This is a genomic window from Vibrio gallaecicus (assembly GCF_024347495.1).
Taxonomy (GTDB): Bacteria; Pseudomonadota; Gammaproteobacteria; order Enterobacterales; family Vibrionaceae; genus Vibrio; species Vibrio gallaecicus.
The window spans coordinates 921,746-934,745 of record NZ_AP025490.1 but is presented as its reverse complement, the minus strand read 5'-3'; the positions used below and the strand labels follow the sequence as shown (position 1 = coordinate 934,745).

Genomic DNA, 13,000 nt, shown 5'->3' with positions numbered 1-13,000 from the left:
TTTTTTTAATCTAATGCTTTTACATCAAGCCCTGCATTAAGCATAGCTATTAATGCTTCAACGTGAATCAAAGCACACATTTTTTCCTTCACCATACCAGCGAGCCATGGTCGTTTACCTGCCATTTCTCGCCAGCGTACTTTGTCTGCATTCAGTAATTCGGTACCTTTGAGCTCAGTACTTGCTAAGCCCCATAAGCTTTCACCAAGCATAACGATGTATTGGTACTTTTCTTTGTACTCATCATCCGTTAATTTTTCTGGCATTACCCATTTTGCAGTATCAACTACATCAAGCTGATTATCTTTATTGGTCTGAAGACCAAGATACCACTTAGGTCTACCAATCAAATGACTCACATCACCAAGTTGATGAATACCACCTAATTCATCTAGTGGGACCGCAAAAGTGACACCATTTACATCAAAATAGAGCACTTGAAAATCTTCACTTCGTATTGTGCTTTTCCAAGTATCTAAATCACTACCACCACTTTCAGTCTGTAATTCAGTTTCAGGTAGGCTTGGTGCTTCAATTTCTTTTTCTTCAATAACCGAAGTATCTTCAGCTATTGATGCTGCCGCGGATAGAGCTTGTTTAGCCCATAACGCTTCATCCGATATTCTTTCTTCAATTTCTGGTTCTGGTATATCCCAGCCTTGAATTTCTTCTTCAACAATCGCAGTATCATTAACAGGAATAGTTTCTGGAACTGCTTCTTCCGCCTGCAAAGCTATCTGCTGAGTATTTCTATCCATGACTTCATCGAGGTTTAATTCTTCCACGATGTTAGTCGATTCCAATTGACTTAGAAGCTTTTGGACATCTTCTAAGTTTGGAACTTCAAATTCTTGAGCCCTAAGTTCAGCATACGTTGAAAACGTTTTAGGCTGAGGTTGTGGCTCTGGCTCTGGCTCTGGCTCTGGCTCTGGCTCTGGCTCTGGCTCTGGCTCTGGCTCTGCAGATGATAAATCAGCCACCTGGTTAATAAGAGGACTTTCTTCATCAAATTCAGGCGTTTCATCTAATAGCGCAGTAAAGTAATCATCTAGAGCTTGTTCGCCAGATAAACTGTTAGTGATGCTCATTTATCGCCAACCTCTCAAGGTAAATAAGCAATTGTTTATACGCAAAAACACCACGGCTACCGGATGCAAAATGAGAAGCGGGGAGCCTTTTCAAACTTGCATCTCTAAATTTCGTATCTATTGGTACAGCTGATGTCCAAACTTGGTCTGGATATTCTTGCTTTAACTGAGTCAGTGTTTGTAAAGAAGCCTTCGTTCGCTTGTCATACATAGTCGGCACAATAGTTACCTGAAAAGGTGACTTTCGAGATTTCTGCATAATAGTAAGCGTTCTGATCATTCGCTCTAAGCCTTTTAATGCTAAGAATTCGGTTTGAACAGGGATCAAAATTCTGTCACTAGCAGCCAAAGCATTAACCATCATCACACCCAAAACCGGCGGACAGTCAATCAACACATAATCATATTTACCGTGCAGTGCTGTGATTGCTCTTTTTAGAATCAACCCCATACCGCTACGATTCCCCATGACACGATCAAGTGTGGCAAGTGACATATGCGCAGGAATAATATCGATCCCTTCAACTTCTGTTTTTAAAGTAAGTGGTTTAACACTTTGCTTCGAAAATTCACGAAGTTGAAAAAGATCAAATAAACTGGCTTCTACCGTATCTGAATCATAACCCAGATACGTGGTTAGTGATGCATGAGGGTCGGTATCCACAAGTAACACTCGGTGCCCTTTTTGACTAAGTAAGCCAGCTAAAGTAACCGTTGTTGTGGTTTTTCCAACACCACCTTTTTGGTTTGCAACACTCCAAACTATCATGTGCTATACCTACGATAATCCAACTTCGACAAGCATTCTTTCAGCAATTCGCTCTAATGGAAGATCTTCTGTTGAGATCCCCGCTTTCGCGACAGCTTGAGGCATACCGTAAACAACACAGCTTTCTTCATCTTGTGCCCAGATTGTTGCACCTGCCGATTTAAGCATGCGAGCACCTTCTCTGCCGTCTGCACCCATGCCTGTAAGCACCATAGATAAGACCTTATCACCGTATATTTTCGCTGCAGAACCAAATGTCACATCAACACAAGGTTTATAGTTCATTCGTTCCCCGCCATCTAGAATGCGAAGACGTGAAGAACCAGCTCTGCCATCAATCATCATTTGTTTGCCACCTGGAGCTAAATAGGCAACACCTGGCTTTAACACATCACCATCTTGCGCTTCTTTCACTTCGATTTTGCATAAAGTGTTCAAACGGCTAGCAAAAGCGGCAGTAAAGGTAGCCGGCATATGCTGAATTAGCACAATGGGATGAGGGTAATTAGCAGGTAAACGAGTCAGAATTTTTTGTAACGCAACAGGACCGCCAGTTGATGTCCCAATTGCAGTTAATTGATACTTTTTACCTGATGCTCGATATTTAGCTTTAACCACTGATGCTGGTTTTGCCGTTGTCGCTGTTTGGCGAACAGGCGCTGATGCAGTAGGAGCTGGACGAATTGGAGCTCGGCGCATCAATCCACGTTTAGAAGCGATTTCTAGAACTCGCTGCTGGAGTAAAACAACCGCATCGTCCCTATTTCGGGCAATATCTTCAAACTTCTTAGGTAAGAAATCTAGAGCACCCGCGTCTAATGCATCTAACGTTGCTTTAGCACCGTCGTGAGTCAGTGAAGAAAACATCAAAATCGGAGTTGGGCAAGCAGCCATAATTTCACGGACAGCAGTTATGCCATCCATAACAGGCATCTCAATATCCATAGTAATAACATCAGGTTTGAGCTGCTTTGCTTTTTCTACTGCTTCTTTACCATTTACTGCAACATCTAGAACTTCTAGGCGAGCCTCTGAATTAATGATCTCACTTACGCGACGGCGAAAAAAGCTCGAATCATCAACGACTAATACTTTAATCGCCATATCTATCCTTAATTAAATTCTTGAAGCAGCTGCATACTGCTTTAGTAGATCAGGCACGTCTAAAATCAATGCAATGTGCCCATCACTTGTAATTGTCGCACCTGCCATACCTGGCGTTCCTTGCAACAAGTTATCTAAAGGTTTGATAACCACTTCTTCTTGTCCAATCAAGGTATCAACCACAAAACCTACACGTTGACTGCCAAGTTGCACAATAACAACATGCCCATGTCCCTTACGCAGTTCAATAGTGCCAGCTTGCGGCGCTAACCAATTCTGTAGATAAAATAGTGGGATTGACTTGTCTCTAACAATGATAGTCAATTGCCCATCAACCACATTGGTGCGGCTTAAATCTAGATGGAAGATTTCATTTACAGATGCAAGTGGTAGTGCAAATGGGTGACCCGCAACACCAACCATTAACGTAGGTAAAATTGCTAACGTTAGAGGTACTTTGATTGTAATCTTGGTTCCTTTACCCAGCTCTGAATCGATATCAATAGAACCATTTAGAGTATTGATTGCTGTTTTAACAACATCCATACCAACACCACGACCTGAGATATCGGAAATCTTTTCTTTACTAGAGAAGCCTGGAGCAAAAATTAAGTTGAAGCACTCTTTGTTTGATAAACGCGAAGCCGCGTCTTCATCCATAATCCCTCGTTTGACCGCAATCCCACGTAATACATCTGGGTCCATACCACCACCATCGTCAACGATAGCCAGTTCAATATGGTCACCCTCTTGAGAGGCTGAAAGGATTACTTTACCAGTACGAGACTTACCAACAGACAAACGGTCTTCTGGCATTTCAATTCCGTGGTCAACCGAGTTACGAACCAAGTGAATAAGTGGATCGGCAAGAGCTTCTACTAAGTTCTTATCTAAATCAGTTTCCTCTCCACGCATTTCAAGAACGATGTCTTTTTTCAAGCTACGTGCTAGATCACGTACAACGCGAGGGAATCGACCAAATACTTTCTTGATTGGTTGCATACGCGTTTTCATTACCGCGCCTTGCAAATCAGCTGTTACTACATCTAGGTTAGAAACGGCTTTCGCCATTTCTTCATCATTACTATTTAGCCCTAAGCTCACTAGACGATTTCGTACTAGAACAAGCTCACCGACCATATTCATAATGGTATCAAGTGTTGAGGTGTCAACACGAACGGTAGCATCCGCTTGAGGCTTCTTAGTTGCCGGAGCCTTAGCTTCTTGTTTTGCTGGGGCTTTCGTTACTGGTTCAGCTTTAGCTGCCGGTTTAGGGGCAGGTGCTGGCGCAGGAGGCGGTGTTGGTATAGAAGCTGCTGGTGCAGAAGGAGCAGGTGCGGCTGCCGGTTTGGTTGCAGCATCCAATTCTTCAACAGATGGGCCATTACCCGAACCGTGCAATTGGTCAAGTAAACTTTCGAATTCAGCATCCGTCATTAGATCGTCACCAGCAAATGCAGAAGTAGCTGGCGGCGGTGTAACTGGCGGAGGTGGCGGTGTGACATCATTAGACGTAGGGCTATTGCCGGTACCATGCAACTCATCAAGCAACTTTTCAAACTCATCGTCTGTAATATCACCTGAATCAGACATCGCTGATACTGGAGCAGGTGCAACAGGGGCTGAATCAGCTACTGCGGCATTTGGAGCGCCACCTTTACCATGAAGTTCGTCTAGTAATTTCTCAAACTCATCTTCAGAGATTTCATCAACTGAAGATGCGCTAATATCTGTTGCTTGTACAACAGGCTGAACTGGCTCAGGAGCTGAAACTGGGATTTCAGGAATTTCAACAGGCGCGTCAGCAGATTCTGGTTTGCATAAGCGATGAAGCTCATCAAGTAACTCTTGAGTAGCAGGAACCAAAGGCTCTCTATCTTGCACAGCTTGAAATTGAACGTTAATAGTATCAAGTGCCTGAAGCATCGTATCCATTAAACCAGCGGTTACACTGCGTTGACCATTTCGCAAAATGTCGAAGATGTTCTCAGCACCGTGACAAGTATCAACCAGCTCCGTCAATGCTAAGAACCCAGCGCCACCTTTCACCGTGTGGAAACCACGGAAAATTGCGTTTAACAAATCTTTATCATCAGGGTTATTTTCTAATTCTACTAACTGTTCTGATAGTAATTCTAGAATCTCTCCAGCTTCGACTAAAAAGTCCTGAAGAATGTCTTCATCTAATTCGTAGCTCATACGTTACCTTTAAAATCCGAGACTGGATAACAAATCATCGACTTCATCTTGCGATGCAACCGCATCTTCACGTTCTTCAGGGTTTAGAATTGGCCCCTCAGCTTCGATGGATGCTTTTTTCTCTGCATCGGTATTCTGTTCTGATTGATTTGCCCCAAAGACAGTAAGGATCTCAACTAAGCGACCTTCGACTTCATTCACTAAGGTAATCACTTTAGTAATGATCTGCCCTGTTAAATCTTGGAAGTCTTGTGCCATTAAGATTTCGGTTAATTGCCCACGTAGTTCGGTACTATCACCTTCTACTTGAACCAACAACCCATCAATGCGGTGACATAGAGCTTTGAATTTCGCAAGCTCAATTCGACCGTGCATCAGTTCATTCCATTGCGGCCTAACTTGGAGTAAGCACTCATGAAGGTTGTCTGCAATTGGCATACAACGATCGACAGCATCCATCGTTTTGTTGGCAGCAATCTCTGTCTTATCTATGACGTATTGAAGGCGATCCCTTGCGTCAGGGATTTCGTCATTCGCGATAACACTCATGCGATCGTCAAAGTTAAATTGAGTTAATGAGTCATGTAGATCACGAGTAAGCGTACCAATCTCTTGAAGCATTGGATTATCTTGAAGGGTCGTATTATCACTATCTTCATAAATGCTTTTAACAAGAGAGTCAGCTTCTTGCTGCTCGTGATTTTCAAGCAACTGCACCAGTTTTTTTGCTTGTTCTAATGAAATCATCCTGATCAGGCCTTTCTCCGCATGTTTCTTACGCTTCTTAAATAAGCCTACATAAATGGCTGTTTGCAATTAATTAGGAAGCGCCTTGAAAACAAGTATTCCGTGCTTATAAACGCTCGAAAATCTTGTCTAGTTTTTCTTTTAGAGTTGCAGCTGTAAATGGTTTAACAATGTAACCATTTACGCCAGCTTGTGCTGCTTCAATAATTTGCTCACGTTTTGCTTCAGCAGTGATCATCAGAACAGGCAAGTGCTTAAGTTCAGCATCAGCACGAACGTGCTTCAATAGGTCGATTCCTTGCATTCCTGGCATATTCCAGTCAGTTACTACGAAATCGAACTCACCTTTTTTAAGCATTGGTAGCGCAGTTAAACCATCATCCGCTTCTTGAGTGTTATTAAAGCCCAAGTCACGTAATAAGTTTTTAACAATACGGCGCATCGTTGAAAAGTCATCAACAATGAGAATTTTCATGTTTTTGTTCAAAATTGCCTCCACTGAGTAGAACCAGTGTTGTTAGTCGTTCTGAGTCCATGCACTTAGTTTAGTGCGTAGACGCTGCATAGATTGGCTTAATATTTGGCTGACACGAGATTCGCTGACACCTAATACTTCCCCAATCTCCTTCAAGTTTAATTCTTCATCATAGTAGAGCGAAAGTACTAAACCTTCACGCTCTGGAAGTTGTTTTATCGAATCAATTAATGCTTGGCGGAATGACTCATCGGCAACACCTTGAAAAGGAGTATTATCATGTGAGTCATCATTAGGAGATATCGCGTCGTCCGACACCCCTAAATCTTCTATTCCAACCAATCTTGAACAATTGATGTCAGTAAGTGCACTGTGGTATTGCTCAAGTGAAAGTCCCATATGCTTAGCCACTTCGGCGTCACTAGGATCACGGTTGAGTACACTTTCAAGCTCTGAGATCGCGCTGCTAATTTCGCGATTATTTTTATGTACGGATCTCGGAACCCAATCTCCACGGCGGATGTCATCAAGCATCGCACCACGAATTCTTATACCGGCGTAAGTTTCAAAACTTGCACCCTTTGAGCCATCATAATTTTGTTGAGCTTCAATCAAGCCTATCATTCCTGCTTGAATTAAATCATCAACTAATACGTTAGGCGGTAATCGCCCTAATAAATGATGAGCGATACGTTTAACCAACACAGAGTACTTCTCAAAAAAAGCCTGCTGGCTATTGAGGTTTGCATGCTGATCATAAGTAAGCGCTTTATTCACCAAACGGTTCCTCTAAGAATTCATTACGATTTAGCAATCTTTCTACAAAAAACTCCAAATGACCACTAGGTGTTTTTGGAATTGGCCAAGTTAAGGCTTTATTGGCTAAAGAGCTAATTGCCAAAGCAGCTGGCGAACGAGGGAACGCATCCACTACGATCTTTTGTCTCTTAACTGCTTGTCGTACTTTATCATCTAAAGGAATACATGCTACGAGTTCGAGGCTCACATTCAAGAAGCGCTCTGTGACCAAGGTCAACTTTGCAAATAATTCTCTGCCCTCGCGGTAGCTTCTGACCATATTTGCAACAACTTTGAAGCGCTGCACCTGATGTTCTCGGCTTAATAGTTTAATTAAAGCATAGGCATCAGTAATAGATGTAGGTTCATCACAAACAACAATAACAACATCTTGAGCGGCTCTTGAAAAGCTCACTACCATATCAGATATACCAGCAGCCGTATCAATTAATAAGATGTCCATTTCATCTTCTAATGAACCAAATGCACGAATAAGACCAACGTGTTGAGCGTGAGAAAGTTCAGTCATACTCTGTGCGCCAGAAGTCGCAGGTATGATTCGAATACCATGAGGACCTTCAACAATTGCGTCTTTTAGCTCACATTCACCAGCCAGTACATGCCCTAAGTTACGTTTAGAACGAATACCTAGCATGACATCTACATTTGCTAATCCTAAATCAGCATCCAAAACCATAACCTTTTTACCTTGACGAGCCATACAAATGGCAAGCCCTAAGGTTACATTCGATTTACCGACACCGCCTTTACCACCTGTAACCGCAATTACTTTAGTAAGTGAAGGCTTTGTTAAGCGACGGAGGCCGCTAGCTTGATCATGTATCATATTTTGAGTCATATTTGTCCGCCGCCTAGAGTCCTTCGGAATCACTGTTCCAGTAATGAGGTTCATTCTCTGTTGATTTTTCAAGCAAGTCGTTAGCCTTAGCAATCATGTACTTTGGCTGTGCTATCACAATATCTTCAGGAACTCGTTGGCCATTTGCTATGTAAGCAACTGGTAATGCATTTTGAATTACTACACTGATGAATTCACCCAAACTCAATGATTCATCAAGTTTAGTCATAATGCATCCCGAAAGAGGAATGCGTCTAAAATGTTCAATTGTCTCTTGCAATACTTTGCGTTGGGCTGTAGCAGGGAGAACTAGGTAACTATGAATCACAGATCCACTCTCTTGCATTAGCGTATCTAACTGTTCCGATAAACGAACATCTCGCTGCCCCATACCTGCTGTATCGACTAAAATCAGTCGTCGATTACGTAGCTGATATATTACATCGGCTAACTCACTGGAATCTTTAGCAACTCTTACAGGACAACCCATAATTCTGCCATAAATTGATAATTGTTCATGAGCACCGATACGGTAAGTATCTGTTGTAACCAACGCGACGTTGTCTGAGCCATACTCCATAGCTGCACGCGCAGCTAATTTTGCAACTGTCGTCGTTTTACCTACACCAGTAGGTCCAAGCAAGGCAACAATGCCACCTCGCTTCAAAATATCTTTTTGAGTAACCGTTATTTGGTCTGCAACTAGTGAAAGCAAAGCCTTCCACGCTCGGGCCGGTTTTGTATCTTCGGGAATATAGCAGGCCATTTGGTCTGCAAGCTCAGAAGACACACCCATGCGTTCTAATCGTTTGATCAACATTGCTCTTAAAGGTTCACGGCGTTCGACTTCTTGCCACATCAGTCCGGAAACTTGATGCTCTAATAAACGGCGAATAGACGTCATTTCTTCTCGCATCGTTTCCATCTCGGTATCAGAGCTTTTTTGTGGGCTTGATTCACGACCTCGGTCGTAACGAGTTGGATCTAGTCGTGGAGCGGGACGCTCAACACGACGATCTTCAGAGATAAGCTTTGCCAACCCTGATTCATGACCGAAAGCGCCGTCAACATTGTGCGAACTCTTAGCCTGTCGATTTAGAAGAGCTGAAAGTGAATCTTCATTCTCCGCTTTATGCTCTTGTGTTTCATCCGCCCCGTTACTGTATTGCTTTAGCATATTGGCAAATCGTTTTGTCATCGAACGACCTGCTTCTGAGTTCGCATTCAAGCTCACTCTGTCATCTTCTAATGAACGACGTGCAGCAGTAGCTGCGGATGAAGACATTTGTGTGTATTGAGCTTGCTGCTTCTGAGGCTGAGTTAAACGTGGGTTTGAGGAGGAATTACCCGCTTCACCATCAATAGCCGCTACTATTTCAACCCCACCAGCGACTTTTTTGTTTGACATGATCACAGCTTCCGAGCCAAGTTCTTCTTTAACTTGGAGGAGCGCCGTTCTCATATCTTTGGCAAAAAACCGTTTAATTTTCAATTCAATAATCCGTATTGTTTAGGGGATCTAATTACCGACAGCTTGCACTATTCGTATCTGTTTTTCGTCTGGTATTTCTTGATAAGAAAGTACCCTTAAGCTAGGGATCGTATTCTTAACAAATTTGGCGAGTGTAGAGCGTAATACGCCAGAAGTAAGTAGCACCGCTGGTTCGCCTTTCAATTCTTGTTCTTGTGTTGCTTGGCTAAGTGATGTTTGCAACCTTTCAGCAAGACCCGGCTCTATACCAGCCGACTCACCACCCGACGCCTGCATGGTTTGATGCAAGATTTGTTCCAATTCAGGTATTAGAGTAATTACTGGCAATTCCGGCTCTATACCATTGATTTCTTGAACAATTAATCGTTTCAAAGAAATTCTCACAGCAGCTGTAAGTATGTCAGGTTCTTGACTCTTGCTTGAATACTCTGACAACGTCTGCACAATCGTTCTTATATCTCTTATAGGTATAGCTTCATTTAACAAGTTTTGTAGGACCTTAACCACAACTCCTAACTGCAATTGGTCAGGAACAAAGCCTTCTACAAGCTTAGGTGTCGAGCGACTCAGCATTTCAAGTAAGTTCTGAACTTCTTCATGTCCAATCAACTGAGAAGCATTATTCGTCAATAATTGACTTAGATGTGTAGCTAGAACTGTTGATGAATCTACAACCGTATAACCAAGAGCTTGTGCATGCTCTCGTTGCTCTTCACGAATCCAAACAGCTTCTAGGCCAAAAGCAGGGTCAATCGTCGGTTCACCGTCAATCATGCCATAGACTTGACCTGGGTTAATTGCGAGTTCTTGATCCGGTCTGATCTCTGCTTCCCCAACTGCTACACCCATCAAAGTAATTCGGTAACTGTTTGGCGTTAATTCCAGATTGTCTCGTATATGTACGGCAGGGATTAGGAAGCCAAAATCTTGCGAGAGTTTTTTTCTAACCCCTTTAACTCGTTCCAACAATTCACCACCTTGGTCTCGATCAACAAGTGGAATCAGTCTATAACCGACCTCAAGCCCTATGATATCGACAGGTTGAACGTCGTCCCAAGAGAGTTCTTTCTGGGAGGCTGCTTCCCCACCTCCTTCAACCGCAGCGGGTAAACTCGGCTCTTTTTCTGCTTTTTTCTGTTTTCTATCTATCATGTAAGCACAACCACCCGCGATAGCAGCAAGGCTTAAGAATGAAAAATGTGGCATTCCCGGTACAATACCCATCACACCTAAGATAGCAGCGGTGATCATTAAAGCTTTAGGGTTATCAAACAGTTGGAAAACTAACTGCTGCCCCATATCTTCATCAGTATTCTGACGAGTTACCATCATTGCAGCTGCGATAGAAAGAAGTAGCGATGGAATTTGAGCAACAAGACCGTCACCAATAGTCAGCAAAGTATAGATTTCGATTGCTTCTCTAAAACCTAAATCAAACTGAACCATACCGATACTCAACCCACCAATGATGTTGATGAATAGAATCAAGATACCGGCAATCGCATCACCTTTTACAAATTTTGATGCACCATCCATTGAGCCGTAGAAGTCAGCCTCTTTGGTTACTTCAAAACGACGAGTACGCGCTTGTTCTTGGTCGATAAGCCCAGCATTTAAATCGGCATCAATCGCCATTTGTTTACCAGGTAACGCATCTAGCGTGAAACGAGCACTTACTTCTGAGATACGACCAGCACCTTTGGTTACAACCATAAAGTTAATAATCATTAAGATTAAAAACACGACTAAACCAACTGCGTAGTTACCACCGATAACCACATTACCGAAGGCTTCGATAACGTTACCTGCAGCGTCGCCCCCTTCATGACCATGGAGCAATACCACACGTGTAGAAGCAACGTTTAGCGCTAGCCTTAACAGAGTTGCAATTAAAAGTACGGTAGGGAAAGCGGCAAAATCTAATGGTCTACGGGTATAAACCGTCACTAAAAGCACAACCATTGAAAGAGCAATATTGAAGGTAAAAAACATATCCAACAGAAAAGCTGGGATAGGTAATACAACCATCGCGAGTGTTGAAAGCACCATAACAGGCGCGCCAATTGCTGGCATCGCTCGGTTAGGGATGTTGGGAAGCTTATTCGCAAACGGTAAAGAAAACTTCATAAGTTATAGCTACGTCTCGGTTAATTCGGTTAAGAGCACATTTGAGATGTCTTGCTCATGTGTGAGGCTGAAAAGAAGTGCTCATAGGTATAGCAATCTCTATACCACTGTTTTCGTCAATTTAACGGCGCTGAGTTTATATTAAAAAACGAAACGAATGTATTAAGTATTTCATTCCTATCCAATATAGCTATTAATGACAAAGCAATTAGTGACGTAAATCAGGAGGTATAGGCAAGTTAGTATCTTGTAATTTAGGGCGCTGACCACCTTTCTTTCTGTATTGTTTTAGTTGGAAAACATAGGCCAGTATTTGTGCCACTGCCGTGAACAATCCATCTGGAATTTCTTGTTCCAGCTCTGTCGTATGATACAGAGCTCGGGCTAAAGGGGGTGCCGGAACAATATATATATCATGCTCTCTAGCGACTTCTCTAATCTTCATCGCCATATGGTCAACACCTTTGGCAACCACAACTGGTGCTCGGTCTTTATCTTGCTTATAACGAAGCGCGACAGAAAAGTGCTCTGGGTTAGTGACGATCACATCAGCTTCAGGCACATCTGCCATCATTCGTCTTTGAGCCGCTTCACGCTGGAGCATACGAATACGCCCTTTTACTTCTGGCTTACCTTCCGTATCTTTGAATTCATCTTTCACTTCTTGCTTTGTCATTTTCAATTGATCGGCATGCTGCCAAATTTGAAATGGAATATCGATAGCGACCACTATCAATAAAGAGCAACTAATCAATAAAATAAAATTAAGTAAGATATCCAGAGCGTGGATAATATTCTGCGGATAAACATCCAAACTCAATTGCATCAGATCAGCCTGAGAGGCTTGAATAAGATAAATCGCAACGCCAGATACAAGCGCCACTTTTAATATGGATTTTAAGAGCTCAACCCAACTTTGCAGACCAAACATACGTTTAATGCCACTGAGTGGATTCAACTTAGATGCTTTCGGCATAGCGGCTTGCATTGAAAAGTTAATACCACCTACGCCAGCTGCACCAATGACAGCAGCAACAAAGAGTGTCATTAGAATAAGGAAAAGTGGGAAAAGTAGATTAACCATCGCCCCACCTGCAATTTCTAGCAATTTTGTGACATCAAAAATCTCTTCTCGACTCAGCGAAAACAAACGCCCCATCATTTCTAATAGCGCTTTTGCCATGGATTCGCCAAACCACATCAATGCAATTGCACCAACGATAAGTACTGAAGCTGACGCTAATTCTTTTGACCTTGCAACCTGCCCTTTCTCTTTTGCCTGTTGCAAGCGTTTGGGCGTGGCGTCTTCTGTGCGTTCTTGACCGTCTGACTCTGCCAATTC

At 42.7% G+C, this 13,000-nt stretch carries 11 protein-coding genes; all 11 read right to left on the bottom strand.

What is annotated here, in order from left to right; translation table 11 throughout:
- Positions 1 to 5 precede the first annotated feature (5 nt).
- Positions 6 to 1,088, bottom strand: a complete 1,083-nt coding sequence (locus OCU78_RS04240) for a chemotaxis protein CheW (protein WP_137372321.1) — start codon at positions 1,086 to 1,088, stop codon at positions 6 to 8.
- Positions 1,075 to 1,857, bottom strand: coding sequence for a ParA family protein (locus tag OCU78_RS04235; protein WP_137372320.1), 783 nt, complete (start codon positions 1,855 to 1,857; stop codon positions 1,075 to 1,077). Before OCU78_RS04235 ends, OCU78_RS04240 begins: the two co-directional genes overlap by 14 nt.
- A gap of 9 nt (positions 1,858 to 1,866) precedes the next feature.
- Complete coding sequence (locus OCU78_RS04230) at positions 1,867 to 2,961, bottom strand: protein-glutamate methylesterase/protein-glutamine glutaminase (protein ID WP_137372319.1); 1,095 nt, start codon at positions 2,959 to 2,961, stop codon at positions 1,867 to 1,869.
- 12 nt (positions 2,962 to 2,973) lie between these two features.
- Positions 2,974 to 5,160, bottom strand: a complete 2,187-nt coding sequence (locus tag OCU78_RS04225) for a chemotaxis protein CheA (RefSeq protein ID WP_261856024.1) — start codon at positions 5,158 to 5,160, stop codon at positions 2,974 to 2,976.
- Positions 5,161 to 5,169: 9 nt separating this feature from the next.
- Positions 5,170 to 5,907 carry a protein phosphatase CheZ gene (locus tag OCU78_RS04220; protein ID WP_137372317.1) on the bottom strand — a complete coding sequence of 246 codons (738 nt, stop codon included), beginning with the start codon at positions 5,905 to 5,907 and terminating at the stop codon, positions 5,170 to 5,172.
- A 106-nt stretch (positions 5,908 to 6,013) separates the two neighbouring features.
- On the bottom strand, positions 6,014 to 6,382 hold the full coding sequence (cheY, locus tag OCU78_RS04215) for a chemotaxis response regulator CheY (RefSeq protein WP_012603445.1): 369 nt from the start codon (positions 6,380 to 6,382) through the stop codon (positions 6,014 to 6,016).
- 42 nt (positions 6,383 to 6,424) lie between these two features.
- Positions 6,425 to 7,159 (bottom strand): RNA polymerase sigma factor FliA, encoded by a 735-nt coding sequence (locus tag OCU78_RS04210; protein ID WP_137372316.1) that lies wholly within the window; start codon positions 7,157 to 7,159, stop codon positions 6,425 to 6,427.
- A complete protein-coding gene (locus OCU78_RS04205; protein WP_137372315.1) occupies positions 7,152 to 8,039 on the bottom strand; it encodes a MinD/ParA family protein in 888 nt (295 codons plus the stop codon). The genes OCU78_RS04210 and OCU78_RS04205 overlap by 8 nt, the downstream gene beginning before the upstream one ends.
- A 13-nt stretch (positions 8,040 to 8,052) precedes the next feature.
- A complete protein-coding gene (gene flhF, locus OCU78_RS04200) occupies positions 8,053 to 9,531 on the bottom strand; it encodes a flagellar biosynthesis protein FlhF (protein ID WP_137372314.1) in 1,479 nt (492 codons plus the stop codon).
- Positions 9,532 to 9,558: 27 nt separating this feature from the next.
- Positions 9,559 to 11,658, bottom strand: a complete 2,100-nt coding sequence (flhA, locus tag OCU78_RS04195; protein ID WP_137372313.1) for a flagellar biosynthesis protein FlhA — start codon at positions 11,656 to 11,658, stop codon at positions 9,559 to 9,561.
- A gap of 208 nt (positions 11,659 to 11,866) precedes the next feature.
- Positions 11,867 to 12,997, bottom strand: coding sequence for a flagellar biosynthesis protein FlhB (flhB, locus tag OCU78_RS04190; protein ID WP_137372312.1), 1,131 nt, complete (start codon positions 12,995 to 12,997; stop codon positions 11,867 to 11,869).
- Between the last annotated feature and the right edge of the window lie 3 nt (positions 12,998 to 13,000).

Excerpts from the sequence above, each read along its gene's own strand:
- OCU78_RS04240 (WP_137372321.1), bottom strand. The coding sequence starts at position 1,088 with ATGAGCATCACTAACAGTTTATCTGGCGAACAAGCTCTAGATGATTAC.
- OCU78_RS04235 (WP_137372320.1), bottom strand. The coding sequence starts at position 1,857 with ATGATAGTTTGGAGTGTTGCAAACCAAAAAGGTGGTGTTGGAAAAACC.
- OCU78_RS04230 (WP_137372319.1), bottom strand. The coding sequence starts at position 2,961 with ATGGCGATTAAAGTATTAGTCGTTGATGATTCGAGCTTTTTTCGCCGT.
- OCU78_RS04225 (WP_261856024.1), bottom strand. The coding sequence starts at position 5,160 with ATGAGCTACGAATTAGATGAAGACATTCTTCAGGACTTTTTAGTCGAA.
- OCU78_RS04220 (WP_137372317.1), bottom strand. The coding sequence starts at position 5,907 with ATGATTTCATTAGAACAAGCAAAAAAACTGGTGCAGTTGCTTGAAAAT.
- cheY (WP_012603445.1), bottom strand. The coding sequence starts at position 6,382 with ATGAAAATTCTCATTGTTGATGACTTTTCAACGATGCGCCGTATTGTT.
- OCU78_RS04205 (WP_137372315.1), bottom strand. The coding sequence starts at position 8,039 with ATGACTCAAAATATGATACATGATCAAGCTAGCGGCCTCCGTCGCTTA.
- flhA (WP_137372313.1), bottom strand. The coding sequence starts at position 11,658 with ATGAAGTTTTCTTTACCGTTTGCGAATAAGCTTCCCAACATCCCTAAC.